Consider the following 20,952-nt stretch of genomic DNA (forward strand, 5'->3'; position numbering starts at 1 on the left):
GTGCGGATTAACTATACTAAAAGGTAGCCGATCAACAACTCTGTACTGGATTCAATCCGTCTATGCAGCATAGGTGCCCACAGGACAAATATTTCTTCCCACTATCAGCAATAGTGTTTCTAGTGATTGGTGTAATAGGATTTTGGCCATCGTTTTTCAACACATTACCAAAAACTGGGAATTTAAACGGTGGGGTCCTATTTCATGGGATAATTTCATTTTCCTGGCTAGCTTTGTATTTAGTACAAAGCACATTGCCTAGTCGAGGTTTCTTGGCGTGGCATAAAAAATTGGGTTACTTTTCAGTAGTGTTGTTTATTCTTCTTTATGTCTCGTCAATACAGGTATCAGTAAGCGCATTTTTGGAAGATTACCCTCCCCCACTAAGGCAGCTCATCTCAAATCTTTTTTTCTTACAAATTGTCGCATTTGCCTTAAATCCCTTGTTTTACTGGTTAGCTTATAAAAATCGAACCTCCAATCCCGACGCCCACAAACGTTATATGTTTCTATTGGTGTTCTTTTTGGTTGAAGCCGCGGCTAGCAGAATAAGGTGGCTTCCGGGTATGCAAAGCGAGGAATATTGGCTGGTAATCCAATATTGATACCTTGATACCATTTTGATTGCATTGGTATTGTACGATTTTAAAACACACAAAAAGCCTACATCCGCTACAATACGCGGAATTATGGTCTTGCTTGTGTATCAATTTGTCGCAGTGATGATGTGGGAATCTAGCCTCTGGATTTCGATTTCTAATCGACTACTTGAGAATTTTAATTGAACCAATTTACAAAACTATTTCATTAAAAATTAGTTCACTCCGCTCCACTTTTCCCTTTTTAGATATCAGTACCTAAAATATAATTTTTGTGCTCTTACATCAATAACCGCGCCGTGTGCAATTAATACATCCTGTCCGAGCACACCATCTATTGAAGTCTGAGTGTGCAACTGCACAAACGCAATGACCGAAGATAAATCCCCGACAGATACAGTCGACGTATTAACGGCTTTGTTATTTATATCAAATGATCGGAGTTGGTGACGTTCGAGACGGAATCTACCGCCGGCACCAGTATTGCTCGACCGTGATATCAGCGTTTTTTCTTCGAGCTTAAATTTGGGTTTGCTTGAGTTATCGAGCAGGCTATTCACCGCCCCAGAATCGACCAACAATCGCCCCTCAATACCGTTTATTTTAATGAAAACGGTTAAAAATTCCGCATCAAACTTTTGCAATCTGATTGCGTCCAAATCCAAGACAACCCAATTTATTTGGGCATGGTTTATCGGCTTAGTGTTTTGGGATGGTTGTTTTAAATATAAATGTTGATGCTTAACATCGATAACTGCCTGATTAACCATCAAAATATCCTGCCCTATAAGTCCGTCAACATAACGACCTGTAGCGTTGTATATCCCCCGCCTAACATCATTAAGGTTTGTTGAACCTATTTGCTGAACAGGTATAACCCGATCGCCTACAGCAAAACTGCTAGTGGAGTAATAGTCGATACTGATTGGGCCTCCAGCGCCAGCGGCCTCTAATGTTCTCAACCGCTCTGCATTTGCAAAGCCAAATTTAGCTTTAAGGGATTGACTAAAAGCTGTAATAGCACCAGTGTCAACAATGAACAGTCCGTCAACGCCATTAATTTTAGCGTTGACGGTGTCGTGTCCAGTGGAAAGTTTTTGCAATTGGACTTTTTCGTACCCACGTTTGGCCATCACATTGCTAAACGAATTAGCATTTTCTTTGACGTGACAACCAACCAGTGCGAACGTCAACAACGAGATAGCTAGCGCGATTGAAAACCCCTTCATCGATTGGCAACGTTATCTACAATTGCGTCTTTGGGCATACTCAACAATGTTTTATCAAACGGAGTAGATATATCGATGTCGGTAATAATGTGATTGCCCACAATGCGCTCATCTGCTTCGGGCATGGTTCTAAACGCAGCGGGAAAAACCAAACCATCAACCGTTTGATTTTTAACGATGTAACGCCACAATGGGCCAAACAGTTTCCTTTCTGGTGGTTGCCCCAATGCATCCAGCATCGCCCTATTCCCGATTGCGTACTGATAACCAGCTAAGAGATTAGTAATTGGGTCTATGTAGAGCACAAAATAATCTAACGCACTTTTTCCAATCACAGGGCGCTCCTTAAAGGTCATTTTGACTTCGTGATAGACCTTCCCGCCATGCCCGGGCCAAGCAAATTCTTTCACTTCAGATAAAACCACGCCTTCATCTTGGGTGATAAAGGGCAAGTTTATGAAATAATAAAAGAAGTACAACATCGCTGTGGGAGGGTTGACTTTATTCCAATTTCTAGACCAAACGTCTTCCCCATCATAAGCAATCTCCGCATCGCTTAAATACCAGTTCTGATGAACTTGTTTCGTCTGTTGATCAATGGATTCCCTTGCCACCCACCAGGCCAACTCATGTTTTGCATGGTAGTTATTGTGCATAATAGCGTCGAATGAAATAGCTGGAATAGACCGCCACTTGTCAATGCCGCCATGAGCATCAACCATCGCCTCAATGACCGCTTTAGTTTGCGTATTGGCATAGTCTGTTGCTCCAGCAATGTGACTACACATTCCTGATATGAATAATATTGAAATAGTTACAGTCTTTAAAATGTTCAAAATAAAATCGTCCAATTGAATAGTAAATGACTAAGATTGATTTTATTTATCATTGAAAACCCCTTGAAATAAAAGGGATTGGTGAATTTGGACGGGTTTTAGGGATATTTTGTCAGTTGACCAAGTAAGATTTAATATTCTTCACATTACTTCTTGCCAACGACACGTCAAAATCAAGATATGACATTTCTAAAAAGTGGTTATTTTTAACTTTTTTCAAGCCTTTTATGTGAGCCACATTAACGACAAAAGATTGATGAGAGCGGTAAAATTCATTGGTATCCAATCTATCTAGCATTTTTTTCATGCTCGAACGAATCATTCTATTTTGAAGTTGTTCGTTTTCATTCAGATAATAAACCTCTAGATAATTGTCACTGGTTTTAAAACAAACAATTTGTTTTTTTCGGACTTTGAAACTATCAAATTGATTATCTGAAGGGAGTAATATCAGGTCATCTTGGTTAATGGTTGCAAGTTCTTGAGCGGGATTGGAGCGCTGCAAAATAAAAATAAGCCCCCAACTTAATAAGCCCCACAGCATATAAATGGCTAAGAACTGTGGCATCAGTTCGCTGAAATAGCGAACTGGAATATACATGTTGTTCCAGCCACTAATCGTAAAATGTAAAAATTGACTGTAAAGCCAGTTAGAAAAACTGACCGAGCAAACCATTAAAAAAATCCACAATGACAACGTCAATGAATTGGCGCTGTATAGGTTAATATTAAGTTTTGAAAAGAGAGAGAAAACTGCGATTAAGGTAACACCTGACACCACACCATAGGTACTGAGCATCAAATGATAAGAGAATATAAATCCGTTGATGGTGATACCGAAGGGCTCTAAAAAATTCAGCACAACAATGATGTAAATGGATACCGAAACCACAAACCAGCGATTTATGGTATTAACGCTAATGGGTTGCTGATTTTGCAAATCACACAGTCTCAAGCTGAAATATTCTCGCATTTTATACAAAAACAAAAATTTTGTCAGAGGGCCTAACCAAAACTTAAACAGCGGAATTAAAAATGGCGGAGGTCCATTTACCGCGATTCACTTGGCACAAATAAAAAGCCACCTTTCTAGGTCAATGCCAATCAGTTAAGAAATTCGTGGGGTTGATGAGGGAAAATAATACGCTTTTTACTTCCGTCTGAGGCATGGATGCCGAAGCCGAGCCCCCATGGACGGGTTTACGGCGTGAAGTAAAAAGTTTATTCATTCCCTCACTGAATAAATTACATCTGCGAATTGGTTTAACTGATCAGCATTAACCTTTCAAGGTGGCTTTAAAAGTTCGGTGTTAACACGACTCAATGCTTATGATGCTTATCTGGCAATGACTCGATGTAGATCACCAGGTTGTCGATTTCCTGAGGTTTGAGGAAGCCTTCCCAAGGTGGCATCAATGGGCTTTTGCCCAGTGCTGGGCCGCCTTTTTCGATGACCAGCTTGATGTCGTCGCTTGAGCGACTGTAGTGGAACAGTGGTGATGTGAGATCTGGCATTTCCACCCCAAGTAATTTGGAGTCAGGGCCTTTGCCATCACCGGTGACACCGTGGCAGCGTCCACAGTTCACTGAGAACAATGCGGCGGTGGCGGCTTCGTCGTAGTCTTTAGGTGTATTGTCCTCTTCTTCAACTCTGAACACGTTTGCCTCGTCAATGTTTACCAACTGCAATACTTCACCAGAAGGCTCTGATGCAGCACCTAAGGTGGTAATCAGGATTTCACCGTTGTCCAGTTGTACCACTGAACTCACGCCTCGTTGTGCGTATTGGTTAGCCCGTGCAATAAGTTGTACCTCTTCAACACGATCTTTGTCTGAATCCATGACAAAGATTTTAGCTGAGTAGTTATCGGCAAAAATGTATTTGTTTTCCAAGCCTTCATACAAGGTAGAACGATTCACCACGCCGCCTATCACAGCGCGGTCATAAGCATTGTGCTCGTAGGTATACACTGGCCCTTGCTCAGGTAGATTTAATTCCTCCCAAGCCGGCACACCACTTTCGTTATAACCCTCGACAAAGGGGAATTGGTAGTGTTTGCCCTTTTCAATTTTGTTAATCTCCTCCCAGATGGTTGAGCCAATGTCGCCTAACCACATGTCGCCGGTTTGCTCATCAAAAGTAAAGCGGAAGGGATTTCTTAAACCCATTGCCCAGTATTCGTTGCGGATCTGGTCGTTGCCCACAAAGGGGTTGTCGCTTGGTACACGATAATTTTGCACTGTGCCAAATTCGAAAGGCTCGGGCGCCAGCCCTGCTTGTGAATTGATGTCTACGTCGAGGCGTAAAATGCCTGCTCTAAGAATTTTGTCTGATGTACCTGCTTCGGGAACACGTACCCCCTCTCCAATACCAAAGTACAGGTAACCATCAGGTCCAAATTCCAGCGAACCACCATTGTGAAAACCAGACGCCTCGCGTTTCAATTCCATCAGAATAGTTTCCGACGCATTGCGCGTATTGAGCAGTTCAGAAGATAAATCAAAGCGCGATAAGCGATTATATTGGAAGCCTTCAGGTCGGGTGTCGGTGTAGTACATAAAGGCATAAGGCTGATTAGCAAAATCTGGGTGGAAAGCCCAGCCTACGGCGCCATTTTCTACTTCCACTTCGCCCATCAATTCACTCACATCAACAACGAGTTCACGATCAGATGGGTCGCTTAACGACACTTTATAAACCTTTCCTCCACGCTCTAACACATACAAATTTTCTGTATCGTTCGGCGCTTGTTTGACTAACACCGGCTGCGCAAATACTTGCCCAGGCAAACGGTTTTTAAAGCCCCAATCGGTGTCTCCCACAGGATTAAACCAAATTCTCACTTGAGTGATCACATTGGCTACATCACGGTTGGCCGTAAAGGCTTTGCCCATAATCAAAGGCACTAAAAAGTACACCAGCGCCAGCACACCAGAAATACTCACCATGCGCTTTAAAACGCTGCCAATCATGCCAAACAACGAACCAAAGAAGGCATCATTTTTGGTGAACGTATTAATGATAGGAAAGGCTATAAAATAGAATAGCGTAGAGAACAAACCAATACCTGCAACAAATTGCGGGTCGTAGTTGATGGTGGTTGCAATGAATAAATATAAAGAAGCCGTGGTATAGGCAAACAAATAATAGACATATTCAGAAGCAAAGCGTGTGGTGCTCGCAAAGCCATCGTCCTTTTTACGCCATTGAGCAAAACCGATCTGCAGTAAATAAGTGGTCAGGAATATTTTCACTACTGACCACATGTCAGATTGACTGACATGTACATCTGGCAGGTGCAATACTGCCTTAGGAATGATATTTACACTGCGGGTTAAATGATAACTGGCAATCACCGCCAACAAGATTAAAAAAAGTTGAACTAAAGCAATTACGATATTTCTAGTAGTGTTGTGACCACTCACGACAGATCCTTTTTTGCAATTCAATGGTAAAGAATTGTTTAAATTCAGCCAAATAGATGGAATTTGAAAATCAGTTCTGTATATTGCCAGCTCCTCGTCAGTTAAGACAAGAAAATTCGTTATCAATAATCTCAAAGGATAATTCGGTGAAGTTAAAATTAGTCGCCTGCAGTTTATTCATTTTATCAGCAAGTTCCTCTGCACTAGCACAACAAGACATAGAGAGCATGACCGTGGTCGGAAGCCGTTTGGATTCTCTATCCAGCGCCTCAACTAGCGTGTTAACCCGTCAACAAATCGAGCAGTATGCGCCGACCAATACGGTGGAATTGCTACGCCGAATTCCTCACCTTCAAGTGGCCGAAAACGGGCAAGCTGGCGGTTTGTCATTTGTCTCCATCCGCGGTGGTGAGACGAACTTCACGCTTATTATGATTGACGGGATCACCGTTAACGACCCGACTAATAGTAGAGGTGGTGGTTTCGACTTCAATCAGCTTTCACCTTCGTCCATTGAACGCGTGGAAGTCTATCGTGGCGGCATCAGTGCCATATACGGCGGTGAAGCAATAAGCGGTGCAATCAATTTTGTTACACGAGAAGCTGGTCCAAATTCACTTAATGTCGCCTTGGGCAATCAACAGCAGGCGCAAGCTTCATTGACTCTATCTCGACAAATTAATGCCAGCAACAGCATTTTGTTTAACGGGTCTACACAAACCCGAGAAGTCTCTGAGTTTGCTCAGCACGACAACAAGCAATTGCTTTTAAAATTTCAGCATCGCAATACTAACCGCGAACATACTGTTGTGGCTTCATTTAGTGAGCAAGATAATGTTGGCTTTGCTGAAGACTCTGGTGGTGACTTATTTGCTATGCCACAGATAGCTGAAACCCGCGACAGCGAACAATGGATTGTTGGGTTAAATAACCTGTTCAGACTATCTGAAACCCTTACTCTCAATGCCAACTTTTCGTGGGTGCAGCATCAAGAGTTTGCAAATAATCCAGGGATCTTTCCTGGCGTTTTATCTGGTGTACCTGCCAGTGAAATTGAAACCAACTATAAAAAATCTGAAGTTGAAGCCTTTGTCACTTGGCAGGCAGCCGACAATTGGGATCTGTTAGTTGGCGCTAATAGTAAAAACGCCAATGGTAACAATAAAGGCTTTGTAGATTTTGGCGCGCAAGTGCCTGTAGATTTTGACTTGTCATTAGATGCTAATAGCGCTTTTATCCAAAGCAGCAGTCAACATGGCAATTTAACCTTAGATATTGGCCTGAGGTTTGATTCTCCAGACGATTTCGACAATGAATTTTCGAGTCGTGTAAGCCTGGCCTACGCTTTTTCGGATAATCTTCGCGCCTTTGCTGTAGTGAATGAAGGGTATAAACTGCCTAGCTTCTTTGCTCTGGCCCATCCGCTTGTTGGGAACCCTGACCTAAAACCAGAGCGCAGTGACAATCACGAAGTTGGTGTATTGTTTGATTTTGCTGAAAAAGCACAAATATCAATCACTTATTTTGACAACGAATTTACCGATTTGGTTGATTTTGACGCCGAGACCTTCACCTCGGTTAACCGCAGTTCGGTAGACACTCAAGGCGTGGAATTTGATTTACGCATGCCTATCACGTCTTGGTTTGACATGTCAGTCGATGTGGCCTATACCGACGTCGATGCAAACGAAGAAGGTGTTACGCTGCGCAGACGTCCCAACTGGTCGGGTTCAATCGCGGCAGATTTCTCATGGCAAGACTATGAATTAAATAGTTATTTAACATTTAATGACGCTTTTTATGATAGCTCAATAGCCACGGGACTAGTTAAATTAGGCGGCTCAGGTATTCTTGGGTTTTCCGCTAATTGGTTTTACAGCGACGCTTTACGACTTCACCTGACTGTAGACAACGCGCTAGGTAAAACCTACCAGGAGTCAGTCGGCTTCGTGATAGATGATTCGAGTGTACGCGCTGGATTACAATATAGTTTCTAAGTAAACCAACAAGATGAACAAAGCCACCTGCAAACAAGGTGGCTTTTTTATTGGTGTTGTTTGTTCAGTGCTGCTTAATCTGTGCAATCAGCGATTTAAATTGCGGATGTTGATAATCCTCAAGCCATTCAAACACGAGAGATTCGGTGGTGACCAGGGTGCATTGTGCAGCTAACAATCGATGTTTAGCGATGTCGCGATCTTGCTCATAGCGCGATGCACAGGCATCCCATACTACTACGCTGTTGTAACCTGCCCGCTTAGCATCCAAGGCTGTTTGCAACAAACAAACATGGGCTTCACAACCAAATAATATCAAGTCGCTGCGCTGTTGTGATCGTTGCAAATTATTGAGGTGACTGCTCAATGGGCTGTGGCCAAAAGCGGAAAAGGTTGTTTTAACGAAGGTGTCGCTTGCAAATTCGCTCAGCGGCGCAACCGTATTGCCTAACCCTTGAGGATTTTGTTCTACGGCTGTTATGGGTATTCCTAAACGCTGGCCAGCAGTGAGTAAGGTCAAACACTTTTTTAACATCGCCTCGGCACCATCAAGCGCCGTATACAGGCTGCTTTGCACATCAACCATTAATATTTGCGAAGATTTTGTACGGATCGGTTTCTGTGACATGAAAAGCCCGTTTATGCTGATGGTCGCAAGGAGATAATTATCGATTTATACGCCGGCGTATTGCTTTTGTCAGCGACATTGTTGAGCATGATCAAGTTGTTTGTTTCGGGATAATAGGCTGCTGCGCAGCCCTGCGGAATATCATAAGCCACGACTTGAAAGCCCGAGACGCTGCGGGTTGCTTTAGCGTGCGCTTTTTCGTGGCTGTGAATATCGACCCGCTGTCCAGCTTGCAAACCAAAGCGCGCGATGTCCGCTTCGTTTAAAAATATTACATCTCGGCCACCATAGATCCCACGATAGCGATCATCGTCTGCGTACACTGTGGTATTAAACTGATCATGACTGCGGATGGTCATTAACAGTAATTGATCGTCAGCCAATGCCACGGTTTGATCAGATTGCACCACAAAATTAGCTTTGTGAGTGGCGGTGTTAAATAGCCGTTGATCGCGAACCGGGTTCGGCAATACAAATTCACCATATTCGTCAATTTTATGGTTAAAATCGTCGAAACCTGGGATAACTTGTGCAATTTCGTCACGAATGAGCGAATAATCAGCCATTAGTGCTAACCAATTAACACGCACTTTTTTTCGCGGTATTGGCGTAAATACTTGCTCGGCAAGCTCGCACACGATCGCCACTTCACTCTTGAGTAAATAAGATGCTGGCGGGATCTTACCGTGGGAGGTTTGTACCACGCCCATAGAATTTTCAACCGTTATAGTTTGAATACCACTGGCTTGTTTGTCGATTTCTGTTCGTCCCAGTGCAGGCAAAATTAGTGCGGCTTTGCCAGTGTGTAGATGCGAGCGGTTGAGCTTGGTCGAGACCTGAACGGTCAAGTCACAATTTGCTAAGGCTTGCTCAGTTAAAACGTGATCAGGTGTGGCTCGGAAAAAGTTTCCGCCCATGGCAAAGAGTACTTTAACTTGGTTTTGAAGCATGGCGTGAATACACTCCACGGTGTCTACACCATGGGCTCTTGGTGGTTCAAAACGATAACGCATGGCCAACGTGTTCAACAAGGAATCGCTAGGTTTTTCCCAGATACCCATGGTTCTGTCGCCTTGCACGTTGCTGTGACCTCGCACAGGACACACGCCTGCACCGGGTTTTCCGAGATTTCCTTGTAGCATTAAAAAGTTAGTGATCAATTGAATATTTGCCACAGCGTTTTTATGCTGGGTCATGCCCATTGCCCAACAACAAATGCTACGTTTTGAGTTTATCGCAATCTCAGCGGCCGCATTAATGTCTTGCTGATTGACGCCACTGTCTCGTTCAATATCCGGCCAATTGACTGCTAAAATATCTTGCTTAAACTCTTCAAAACCGTGGCAATATTGCTGAATAAAATCGTGATCCAATACGTTATTAGTTTGCTCATCCCGCTCAATCAGGACCTTGCATAAGCCTTTTAGCAACGCCATATCGCCATTAATTTTCACTGGTAAATGTAAGTCGCGTAAAGCGGTACCGCCGCCTAGTACACCTTCAACTTCTTGGGGATTTTTAAAGCGCTTGAGTCCCGTTTCGTCAAGTGGATTGATCGACACGATTTTAGCACCCCGTCGCTTGGCAGCCTGCAAAGAGCTGAGCATTCTTGGGTGGTTTGAACCAGGATTTTGGCCAAAAATAAAGATGGCTTCTGCGTGTTCTAAGTCTGCCAACGAAACCGTACCTTTGCCAACACCTATGGTTTCGTTAAGCGCGACACCACTTGACTCGTGGCACATATTGGAACAATCAGGCAGGTTATTAGTCCCATACAAGCGCACAAACAGTTGATACACAAAGGCAGCCTCATTGCTGGTTCTTCCTGAGGTATAAAACGCAGCCTGATCAGGGCTCTCTAGGTGATTAAGGTGTCGTGCAATGGTGTCATAAGCACGTTCCCAGGAAATCGCCTGATAATGGCTTTCACCTGGTGGACGATACATGGGTTCTGCGAGCCGCCCCTGTTGATTCAACCATTTGTCGGAAGCTAATTTTAAATCCTCTATGCTGTGTTCACGAAAGAACCGAGCAGTCACTCGTTTCAGAGTGGCTTCATCGGCCACTGCTTTAGCGCCATTTTCGCAGAACTCAAAAGTAGAACGTTTATCTAATGGGTCTGGCCAAGCACAGCCTGGGCAATCAAAGCCTTCGATTTGGTTTAATTGGCTAAGCAGTTTGGTGCCCTTAATTGGCCCAACCTGGGCACTAATATTTTTATAAGCTGAGACAACAGCTGGCACGCCTGCTGCCCACTCTTTAGGCTCAAGCACTTTAATCGTTTTGACAATTTTTTTGTCGGCACTCATTTTTCTGTTGCTCCAATAAAGCGTTCAGCGCTTGTGTACACATTATAGCGGTCAGATTTAACAAAGCCCGCCAGGGCGATATCAAATTCTCGGCACAATTCGATCGCAAGACTCGTCGGTGCCCCCACGGCAACAATCATACTGACCCTTGCCCTTGCTGCTTTTTGTACCATTTCAAAGCTTACCCGGCCACTTAATACGACGCCAAAAGGACCAGGCAATCGGTCTAGGTTGTTACCAACCAATTTGTCCATGGCATTGTGTCTGCCTACATCCTCCTGACAATCAAGTATGGTCATTGAAGCGTCGAACAGGCCTACTCCGTGACAGCCTCCCGTTTCTGAAAACGCGGATTGCATGGATTGCAGCGCTTGAGGTAACGCATGCAAAGATGCCGCACTTATGTCAAAGAGGTTGCAGGGTGAAATAGGCGACAAATCTTCCAACAACCACTCAATGCTTTGTTGCCCGCAGACCCCACAGCTGGAATGTGTGAAGTCATTGTGTTGAACTCTCTCCCACGCACCGCTGATTCCGGGTTTTAACGTAACCAAAATGCGATTGCTGGTTTGTTGTTTAAGCGTTTCACGTCCGGTGAATTTAATATCGGTAATGTCATCTAGGTTAATGACGTTAAGAGAATGCAGCCATCCTTTAACTAACGCGAAATCCTGACCTGGCGTGCGCATCGTCGTGCTCAGATGAATGATATCACTGCTATCACCGGCGCTATATTGTTTCACCCATATTTCTAATGGCTCCTCGACTACTACACTATCTTCATGTACAGATGTTATTTGGCCTCGTTCAAAGCGATTAATAGTGTGAGTTTGCGTCACAGTTTGGACATTTTCAGATTTGAGTGAGTGTGTCATGCTCGGGGCAAATTAATAAGGCATTGCGGATATACCCAAGAGTAACACCCAACCGGCAAAAAACACCTTTAAATTTGTTGCAGAAAAATACAGCACAACATATTTGGCCAACATGCCACCTATAATTGCACCGGCTCCAGCAAACAATACCACTGGCCAATAAACCGAACTGAGTACTAAAGCATGAAAACCCACACCAGCCCACACTGAAAAAGCGCTCAAGATAACGGCCACCGCTATTGCGAAGGTAACGTTAAAGCGCCGCATGATCAGGTAAACCGCAATGAGTTCGCCAACGCCGATGGACAAATAAGCTGTAATTGCGCCGCCGAATAAGGCGATCAGTGGCAGTGCGACACTATCAATTTTGTCGAAACTTTGTTTGAAGGTTTCTTTTTTCAAAAGTGGAATGCTGGCAAAAATAGATAGCGCAAGCAAAATGGAGAAGACACCAAAAAAGCTGTGTAAACGCTCCGCTTCACCAACACCGCCGTCAATAAATTGCGCCGCTTGTGCTAGCCAAATTCCTAATATTGATAGGGGCACGGTAAGTTTCAGACTTCGTCCGATCTCTTGCCAGTCTGCATTATTTTGTTGGTTGGATTTGTAATACCACCACCACGTCAATGCGCCTGCTGTCATGCCACAACATTGAATAGCAATACTGGTGGCCACCGTAGTATTGCTATCAAAATTAAGTTGATTGAAAAACGGAACAAATACCACGCCGCCGCCAGCGCCCGTAGCGTTTGCAAAAATGGCTCCCAAGACACCGAGAAACGCAAAAGCGCCATATTCTACAATCAGCAGCCAAGGTTGAGGGTTTAATAAAACAATAGACAACCAAGCAATTGCTAAAGCTAGCCTTAATTGGGTTGCAGTAATATTTTGAAGCATTGTTATTATTGGCCTAGGATAAACATCATCCGAATGTGTTCGGTTGTGTAGTAGAAAACATGAATTGGATAACCTTGAACAGCGTATTTGGATCATCTTAGTCAATTTAACTCATGAGATAAATCAAATTGTATGGCGTTGGGTATTATCCCTTTCCCTAATGACAAGCGATTTATGCATGGTGTGCCGGAAAGCTATAAACGATGGTGAAAAGCAAAACGCAGCAAAATGCCACGATTATCGAACTTACACCCAACCGCTCTGCGAGTTGGAGAGACGTAAAGATTCTGCTAATCGCTATTGGCCTGTTTGTGATGCTAATCGCCACCGCTTGGGCCTTTGTAGGCGTCTGGGTTATTTTGCCTTTTGCAGGATTTGAAGTCGGTTTGTTGGCGCTGTTGATGTATAAGGTCAGCTTGCGATGCCATAACAAACAAGTGATCACTATCTCAAAAGAAAAAGTAGTGTTCGAATGTGGGATCAAATCCCCAGAGTTTGTTTGGCGATTTAACCGAGCAGAGACTCATCTAGCTATTACCGAAGCAACAGCGAGATTTGATCGCCCTCAAATGGTCTTAACCGATGACAATGTCAGTATAGAGTTGGGCGATTTTCTCAATCAAAGTGACTGTGAGCTTGCCCGAGATACCTTTAAGCAAGCCGGTATCGTAGAGGTCAGCAATCACTGGTGGAAACGTTAAATATCTATCAGCTTACTCTTCCGCCTTACCAACAACGGCAAGCATCTTCCCATCAGGGCTCACTGCCAGTCGATTGGCATTGGTCAGCTGAAATTCTGCTAAGTCTGCTACTTTTGCCCAGGTTTCATCTGAACTTGGATTAACACGATACAACACATTTTGTTGGATCATTAAGATCTCACCTGTGGGTGTCCAAGTGTAATTGTGGTTGCTACCCATAACTGGGACCAAAGGACGGATGGATAACGTTTTAGGGTCCAGTTCCTTTATCCATACCTGGCCATTGGTTTGACGATGTACAAAACTGAATTTATTGGTAGAGGGAATAACGTGTGGTGTAGACGGTGGAGTATTGCCTGAAATAAATCGATAGGCCCCGGTGTCAACATTGGTAAGAGCAATGCTAAAGCCATAACGGGACCAATATAAAAGATTAGCGCTGTCATGATCCCACGCGAAATAACCCACGGGCTCTTGATTATTATGTTGCTTGAGTAACCAACGAGGTTGGTTAAGACTTTTTCGCTCACCTGTCCAAATGCCGCCGTTGCGATCACTAACAAAAGTGACAGAAGTGTTGTCTGGGCTGGGAGTAGGCGAAAATTCGGTGGCTGGCGAATCGGTTAATTGAGTTGAGCGCTTGCTTGAAAACGAGTACTCATAAACGTCTGTCTGGTAATCGTCACCTCTGGAGTAAATCAGCGTATCACTATTTTTAGTGAAATAGGGTTGATTATCATAGCCCTTGCGGTTAGTGATATTCCTGAGATTGGCAAGCGACATCGATTTGTCGTCAGTATCCAAATCAAATACAAAAATATCTGAGTGAGGCAAATTAATCTTTTGTCTTTCTTCAGTTGGCTCATCGTTTGCCAATGCTTGAGCAAAAGCGAATCCCAATCCAAGGATTGAAAGAAGGGGTATCTTTTTCATTTTTTGCTCCATCTAATTGCCTAACCGCACAAAGATTGCTTTGGCTTATTGTTTATTCCACTTTTTCAGAATTAAAATCAACGGTATATTTCACATCTGCGGGCTTAACATTCAGTGAGCCAAATTCAAAAGTATTGAGTGTTGCAAGTAGCTGCTTTCTTAAAGCCATTGAGTTCACTTGCTTATTAATAATTTTGGCGCGACTGACGCTCCCATCTGGCTCTATCACAAACGCAAATTTCACTTGAACTTTTGAGGGAGAATCATTTGCATGAGGAAATGCTTTGAAGACTTCATGCAGCTTGTCTTCGTGCAGGGTTAAGCCATTTTCGACATTTTTAGCAGGGCGTGTTTTTGAGTGTGTAAGTTCTTGGTTGGATGCACATGCGGACAGCCATAAAACCGCGAATACGATGGTAAGTATTTTCATTTAAGTTCCTTTTAAAATCTGGCGAGCAATGTATAAAACCGAGCAATCACGCTATTTATAACGTACCGCCGTTCCACAAATACTAACCATTAACATGCTGCCATTTTGTCCAATGACCTCGTAATCGATATCAACGCCGATAACCGCATTTGCACCCATTGCTCTGGCTTCTTCTGTTAATTCCATAAAAGCAATTTTGCGGGCTTTAGTGAGTTCTTGTTCGTACGACCCTGAGCGGCCTCCAACAATATCCCTGATAGAAGCAAAAATGTCTTTAAAGATATTGGCCCCCATTATGGCCTCACCCACAACCACACCGTAATATTGCTCGATGGTTTTCCCTTCCAAATTGTTCGTTGTTGTCACTAACATAGTCTCTCCTTAAGTAACGTCTGCATGCGTTGAGTTAACGATTGTTTTTCTACTTTATCATAGGTTTTTGCCGGTGCCAGCCCCCAAACCGGCTTTGGCCAAGCGGGATCAGAATTATAACGAGCAATATGATGAATATGCAGTTGCGGCACCATGTTGCCTAATGCAGCGACATTCAGTTTATGCGGATTAAATTCGTCACGGATCAGTTCGCTCAGCACCCTAGATTCATACCAAAGTTGGTTCTGTTGGCACTCATTTAAATCAATGACTTCACTGACACCATTAAGACGAGGGACTTGAATAAACCAGGGATATTGGCTGTCGTTCATCAGCAAAATTTTGCTAAGCGGTAAATCACATACCTCAAAGCAATCTGCCGCTAATTGCGGATGGAGCTGAAAATCCGTGTTGTGCATAACATACCCTCAAAGTTGGGTTGGCACGACCGTCAATAAAGCTCTCTGCCCCAAGGCTACGTTCGCATTGGGAAACACTATGGCTTCACCATCTTGTTCACAGAGGTACTCTTTTCCTGACTCAGAAGCCAAAACATCACCTTGTTTAAAATCGGTGAAATTTGGCGTTTCATCATCGAAATGCAGCTTAAAATCGTCGTGCTGTTTATTGATCACCTGATTGACACGAAAGAGCTCCGTTTTTTCTGCTGAAAATTCAGGAAACGTTGGCATTTTTTCAGTGATCAGTGCCTTGAGGGACTGAATAACAGCGCTGAAGTCTGCCATATTATTTTCGCCAAATGGCTTTACTTTACCTAACTCCACGGTAAAACCATGGGCATTGAATTGATGTGTTGAATAATAGCTAAAGGTCGTTGTGGGGCTTTCTGAAAGTAAAATGGTATTCACTCCACAAGCACTCAAAAAGGCCAACTGTTCTTTATTATGAGGTTTTCCATGGAGAAAAGGATAGACCGCAAACTTATCATTTTTAGAAGCGCGTATTGCAGTGTGCAGATCATAGTGTAATCGCGCGGTTTTCTCTGGCGACGATAAAAAAAATCGCTCTACTGCTTGCTCGAGTTGTTTGGCACGCACGCGCTCGGAGTTAATCAGCCCAGGGCCTTGAGAGTGGGCTCCGCTAAATAAACGATTCATGTTTTCTTCAACAAAGCGCTCAGCGATGTCCATCGAAGGCAGATTAGCGAATAAAAACATCACACGCTGCGCAGGGACAATGTTACCTGTGATTAAGCCTTGAACAAACTCATCACAAATTTCAATCGGCGCAGTTTCATTGCCATGCACACCACAAGACAAAACAATATTTTTATCCCAAGGCGTTGATGGCGTAAATTCTATGATCCCCGGTGCTGTAATATCGACCTTCACACCATTGGGTAATTCAAAATGGATAGCATGTTCGAAGGATTCTGGTACTTGCCTAGAAAACTGCAAGAACTGACCCGATTCAAAAAGTAACGCCGACAACATATTTAAATCTATTGACCTCTATAAAATGCTTTAGGTGCACCGGACTAGTATAGCAAGTATTTTTCAGTGCGCTTAAACAGCACACTCATAAGGAATCTGCTTAAGCCTGCCGTGAAAGGAAGGCCTTTGACGTTCCGACCGCCAAATCAGAGCGACATAGTCCGATAAAATCCAGTTCAGGAATTGCTTGAGAAAATAAAAAGCCTTGGCCACTTTCGATGCCGACTTCTCTTAACATGTGCATTTGGCCGATCGTTTCAATACCTTCCGCGACGATATCGCAATTCAAGGCTTCACCAATGACTTGAGCGGCCTGGATGATGGCCAGATTAACTGGATTGCCTTCAAGCCCCATTACAAAAGTTTTATCAATTTTAATCGTATCAATGGCAAGATCGCGTATGTACGCCAGATTGGAATAGCCCTTGCCAAAATCATCCACTGATATTTTCATACCCAATGCTCGTGCCTCGGACAACTGCCGTTTAACCATTAATGAATTAGACAAGGCCACATCCTCAGTTAGCTCTAATTCTAAATGATTTAAGTTGATCTCATACTTTTCTTGTAGGGCTTGCAGGTTGGGAATAAATTTAAAATCATACAATTGCGTCGGAGACATATTGACGGAAAGCACAAGATCTAAACCTTGTCTTTTAAAGTTTACCGCACTTTTAAAGGCTTGTTCTAAGGTCCAATATCCCAACTCGTTCATCATGTTGTAGGATTCAGCAGCTTCGATTAGTGCACCGGGGAAGAGCACACCATCCAGTGGATGATTCCAGCGAAGCAGACATTCTGCGCCAATAATTTTTAGCGTTTCAAGTTCAACTTTTGGTTGGAAGTAAATTTCCATTTCATCATTTTGAAAAGCGCGTTTTAGATCAGCTTTTAATGCAAGTGAACGCCCTGTCTGAGCTTTTTCCAACATACTCAGAATTTGCAGGTTTTCGTATTTGTTTTCTTTGGCCTGTTTTAGTGCGGCTTCAGCTCTAGCAAGTAATTTGATGGTGTCGCTATTGTCCTGGCTGTTCGCCACCGCACCAACGTTAAAATCAGCAATAAACGCATGACCATCAAAGGTTATGGGTGTTTTGAAATGTTCAACAAGATGATCGAAATGATAACGGAGTTGGCGTTCACCATGACGCCCAGGGATCACTAATCCAAAAATATCACCGCTAATGCGGCCCAACAATACTTCTTCGCCGAAAAGCTTTTTTATACGATTAGCAATGGCCAGAAGAATGATGTCGCCGACTTGATAGCCCAACGAACTGCTTACGTCCGAAAAACGTACAACGTCGATCAACATCAACGACAATTTGTTGTCAGATTTGACCGACTCGTCTATGCGGTCTAAAAATGCATATCGATTAGGAATAGTTGTTAGTGACTGGTGAAATTCACCCATTCTTATAATTCTTATTAGGCGCACTTACAATGCATGTAAGGATGATTCTAACCCTTTCATTCACCTAAAGAAAAGCCCAAATATCGATTTGGGCTTTGAATTGTCAAAAATGCATGCTGAGCGATCAAATAATCAGCAATTGAAACGTTTTTTTACCCTTCAATTTTACAAGGTGTAAGCTTCCAAATTCGCTCAACATAGTCTTTAATCGAACGATCTGAGGTAAACTTGCCCATTCTGGCACTGTTGAGGATAGCCATGCGCGCCCAGTCTTTACTATTTCGATATGCAGCATCCACTTTTTTGTGCGCTTCAGAGTAGGACTCGAAATCAGCTAACACCAAATAAGGGTCACCGCCATCCAACAAACTTTGTTTCAGTGATGCCAATGCACCAGGTTTACCAGGCGTAAAGTAATCGGTTTCCAACCAATCCAATATCGCTTTAAGTTCTGCGTTTTGGTAGTAGTAGTCGTGAGGTTTGTAGCCATCTGCATGAACCTTTTGCACTTCATCAACGGTCAAGCCGAAGATAAAGATATTCTCATCACCCACTTCTTCAGCAATCTCAATGTTTGCACCATCAAGTGTTCCTATTGTTAAGGCACCATTTAGTGACAATTTCATGTTACCTGTACCCGACGCTTCTTTACCGGCGGTAGAAATTTGTTCAGAAACATCTGCAGCGGGGATCATTTTTTCAGCCAAGCTAACACGATAGTTAGGTAAAAATACGACTTTTAGTTTTTTGTTAACTCGTGGGTCGTTATTAATACGCTCTGCTACTTGGTTGATGGCGTAGATAATGTCCTTTGCCAATTTGTACCCCGGCGCTGCTTTTGCGCCAAAAATGAACACGCGAGGATGCATGTCATAGTTTGGGTTTTCAAGCAGTCTGCGGTACAACGCCATGATATGAAGCAAATTCAAATGCTGACGCTTGTATTCATGTAAACGTTTGATCTGAATGTCAAAGATTGCCTTGGGATCGATATCAATACCGGTAAGGGTTTTAACTTCTTTAGCTAAAGCAACTTTGTTTTGATGCTTGATTTTCATGAAATCTTTCTGGAATTTTGCTTCATCAGCAAAGGCTTCCAACTGTTTCAATTTGTCTAAATCAAGTGGCCAATCTGAGCCAATCTTTTTGTCGATCAATTGTGACAACGCAGGATTACATGCTTTCAACCAACGACGTGGTGTGATGCCATTAGTAACGTTGGTCAGCTTGCCCGGATACATTTGATCAAACTCAGGGAACAGGTTTTGCTTAACTAGTTTTGAATGGATCTCAGCAACGCCGTTGACCGCAAACGAGCCAATCACTGACAGGTTCCCCATACGAACCATTTTCCCGTTTCCTTCCTCAATGATGGATAACTTCTCTTTTACTGCGTTATTACCAGGCCAGATTTTCTCAACTTCAGCCATAAAACGATGGTTGATTTCGTAAATAATTTCTAAATGACGAGGCAAGATTTTTTCAATCATACGTGCTGGCCATTTTTCCAAGGCTTCTGGCAGCAGTGTATGGTTTGTATAGGCGAAGGTCTTAGTACAGATTTCCCACGCATCATCCCAATCCAATTCGGCGCGATCAACTAAAATACGCATTAGCTCAGGGATCGCAATGGCTGGATGGGTGTCATTTAGTTGGATGACCACTTGTTCTGAGAAGCGGCTCCAATCATCGCCATGAGCACGTTTGTACCGACGAATAATATCTTTCAATGAACAAGCACAGAAAAAGTATTGCTGAATTAAGCGTAACTCTTTACCAGCTTCAGTTTCATCATTGGGATAAAGCACTTTAGAAATCGTTTCTGCCTGCACGTTTTCAGACTGTGCATCGACATAACCACCAGCATTGAATACGTCCCAGTTGAAGTAGCTAGATGCCTGAGATTCCCACAAACGTAAGACATTAACCGTCTTCCCGCCGAATCCCACGATTGGAATATCCCAAGGGATCCCTTTGACAATTGACCCCGGATGCCATTCTTTTTGAATTCGACCGTTTTCGCCATACTTTGTCTCAACATAACCATATAAAGAGATGTCTTGAATTGACTCCGGTCGGCAAATTTCCCACGGGTTGCCATAGTCACGCCAGCTATCTGGGCGTTCAATTTGCGCGCCATTTTTAATTTCTTGACGGAATAGACCATGCTCATAATGGATACCGTAACCCACAGCAGGTAAGTCCATAGTGGCTAACGAATCTATAAAACATGCAGCAAGTCGTCCAAGACCTCCATTGCCAAGAGCCATGTCTGGTTCTTCTTCCATAATATCAGTCAAATTCACACCAAGCTCTTTGAGTGCTTGATCTGTGACTTCAAACAATCCAAGGTTTTGCAGATTGTTTGACATTAAACGTCCCATTAAGAATTCTGCAGAAAAATAATGAACCGCACGGGTGTCGTTCAAATAGTGGGATTTTTGTGTCTTGGTTAAGCGCTCTAGCACCTGTTCCTGCACTGCTGCACAGGCTGCCTTCCACCACGCATGGTTGTTAGCTTTGTTTTCATCGGTACCTAAGGTGCAATGCAAGTGACGTACAATAGCTTCTTTAATGGTATTTTTGTCTAAAGATGGGGCAGCTGAAAGCGCTTTGCTTTTAGCGGGCGCTTTAGCTGCAGCCGTTTTCTTAACGGGTGTTTTGACAGAGGGTTTTGCCATAACTGAATTTCCTACTTGTTTCTAAATTACATCTTTTAACACTAAATTGAGTAATAGTTGTAATTTAATTTCACTTTACTTAAGCGTAGTTTTAGCAGGTATTTTCAGTCATTTCTGTTAAATAATTGTTAATTTTCCCTATGAATTCGTATGCAAATAAATTTAATGTAC

Annotated in this window: 17 protein-coding genes; 2 read left to right on the forward strand and 15 right to left on the reverse strand. The window is 43.2% G+C overall.

Annotated elements, in window-relative coordinates:
- Nucleotides 1-850: 850 nt before the first annotated feature.
- From FM019_RS18065 to FM019_RS18080, 4 genes are all read right to left on the reverse strand, one after another.
- Nucleotides 851-1,828: an aspartyl protease family protein gene (locus FM019_RS18065; RefSeq protein ID WP_143837372.1), complete on the reverse strand. Its 978-nt coding sequence runs from the start codon at nt 1,826-1,828 to the stop codon at nt 851-853.
- A complete protein-coding gene (locus FM019_RS18070; protein WP_143837373.1) occupies nt 1,825-2,616 on the reverse strand; it encodes a DUF6503 family protein in 792 nt (263 codons plus the stop codon). Before FM019_RS18070 ends, FM019_RS18065 begins: the two co-directional genes overlap by 4 nt.
- Before the next feature lie 160 nt (nt 2,617-2,776).
- Nucleotides 2,777-3,604, reverse strand: coding sequence for a LytR/AlgR family response regulator transcription factor (locus tag FM019_RS18075; RefSeq protein WP_185969339.1), 828 nt, complete (start codon nt 3,602-3,604; stop codon nt 2,777-2,779).
- Between the two features lie 380 nt (nt 3,605-3,984).
- Nucleotides 3,985-6,090, reverse strand: coding sequence for a PQQ-dependent sugar dehydrogenase (locus FM019_RS18080; RefSeq protein ID WP_143837375.1), 2,106 nt, complete (start codon nt 6,088-6,090; stop codon nt 3,985-3,987).
- Nucleotides 6,091-6,236: 146 nt separating this feature from the next.
- On the opposite strand from FM019_RS18080, the gene FM019_RS18085 reads away from it, so the two are divergent.
- Nucleotides 6,237-8,087 (forward strand): TonB-dependent receptor plug domain-containing protein, encoded by a 1,851-nt coding sequence (locus tag FM019_RS18085; RefSeq protein ID WP_185969340.1) that lies wholly within the window; start codon nt 6,237-6,239, stop codon nt 8,085-8,087.
- Nucleotides 8,088-8,151: 64 nt separating this feature from the next.
- On the opposite strand, the gene FM019_RS18090 is transcribed toward FM019_RS18085, so the two are convergent.
- The 4 genes from FM019_RS18090 to FM019_RS18105 are packed head-to-tail and all read right to left on the reverse strand — an operon-like array spanning nt 8,152 to nt 12,796.
- Nucleotides 8,152-8,715 (reverse strand): isochorismatase family protein, encoded by a 564-nt coding sequence (locus FM019_RS18090; RefSeq protein WP_143837377.1) that lies wholly within the window; start codon nt 8,713-8,715, stop codon nt 8,152-8,154.
- An 11-nt stretch (nt 8,716-8,726) separates the two neighbouring features.
- On the reverse strand, nt 8,727-11,024 hold the full coding sequence (locus FM019_RS18095; RefSeq protein ID WP_143837378.1) for an FdhF/YdeP family oxidoreductase: 2,298 nt from the start codon (nt 11,022-11,024) through the stop codon (nt 8,727-8,729).
- Nucleotides 11,021-11,899 carry a formate dehydrogenase accessory sulfurtransferase FdhD gene (locus tag FM019_RS18100; protein WP_143837379.1) on the reverse strand — a complete coding sequence of 293 codons (879 nt, stop codon included), beginning with the start codon at nt 11,897-11,899 and terminating at the stop codon, nt 11,021-11,023. The genes FM019_RS18095 and FM019_RS18100 overlap by 4 nt, the downstream gene beginning before the upstream one ends.
- Before the next feature lie 12 nt (nt 11,900-11,911).
- Entirely contained in the window at nt 11,912-12,796 is an 885-nt protein-coding gene (locus tag FM019_RS18105; RefSeq protein ID WP_143837380.1) for a sulfite exporter TauE/SafE family protein, read from the reverse strand.
- A 203-nt stretch (nt 12,797-12,999) separates the two neighbouring features.
- On the opposite strand from FM019_RS18105, the gene FM019_RS18110 reads away from it, so the two are divergent.
- On the forward strand, nt 13,000-13,497 hold the full coding sequence (locus FM019_RS18110) for a DUF2244 domain-containing protein (protein WP_143837381.1): 498 nt from the start codon (nt 13,000-13,002) through the stop codon (nt 13,495-13,497).
- A gap of 12 nt (nt 13,498-13,509) precedes the next feature.
- Here FM019_RS18110 and FM019_RS18115 read toward each other — a convergent pair whose 3' ends face one another.
- From FM019_RS18115 to FM019_RS18145, 7 genes are all read right to left on the reverse strand, one after another.
- On the reverse strand, nt 13,510-14,430 hold the full coding sequence (locus FM019_RS18115) for a PD40 domain-containing protein (protein WP_185969341.1): 921 nt from the start codon (nt 14,428-14,430) through the stop codon (nt 13,510-13,512).
- Nucleotides 14,431-14,482: 52 nt separating this feature from the next.
- Nucleotides 14,483-14,860 carry a hypothetical protein gene (locus tag FM019_RS18120; protein WP_143837383.1) on the reverse strand — a complete coding sequence of 126 codons (378 nt, stop codon included), beginning with the start codon at nt 14,858-14,860 and terminating at the stop codon, nt 14,483-14,485.
- A 51-nt stretch (nt 14,861-14,911) separates the two neighbouring features.
- Nucleotides 14,912-15,232, reverse strand: coding sequence for a heavy metal-binding domain-containing protein (locus tag FM019_RS18125; RefSeq protein ID WP_143837384.1), 321 nt, complete (start codon nt 15,230-15,232; stop codon nt 14,912-14,914).
- A complete protein-coding gene (locus FM019_RS18130; protein ID WP_143837385.1) occupies nt 15,226-15,651 on the reverse strand; it encodes an HIT domain-containing protein in 426 nt (141 codons plus the stop codon). The genes FM019_RS18125 and FM019_RS18130 overlap by 7 nt, the downstream gene beginning before the upstream one ends.
- A gap of 9 nt (nt 15,652-15,660) precedes the next feature.
- On the reverse strand, nt 15,661-16,686 hold the full coding sequence (gene astE / locus FM019_RS18135) for a succinylglutamate desuccinylase (protein WP_143837386.1): 1,026 nt from the start codon (nt 16,684-16,686) through the stop codon (nt 15,661-15,663).
- Between the two features lie 100 nt (nt 16,687-16,786).
- Nucleotides 16,787-18,100, reverse strand: coding sequence for a putative bifunctional diguanylate cyclase/phosphodiesterase (locus FM019_RS18140; protein ID WP_143837387.1), 1,314 nt, complete (start codon nt 18,098-18,100; stop codon nt 16,787-16,789).
- Between the two features lie 152 nt (nt 18,101-18,252).
- On the reverse strand, nt 18,253-20,781 hold the full coding sequence (locus FM019_RS18145) for a glycogen/starch/alpha-glucan phosphorylase (RefSeq protein ID WP_260681666.1): 2,529 nt from the start codon (nt 20,779-20,781) through the stop codon (nt 18,253-18,255).
- Nucleotides 20,782-20,952 lie beyond the last annotated feature (171 nt).

The sequence above is a fragment of the Aliiglaciecola sp. M165 genome, from assembly GCF_007197995.1.
Classification (GTDB): domain Bacteria; phylum Pseudomonadota; class Gammaproteobacteria; order Enterobacterales; family Alteromonadaceae; genus Aliiglaciecola.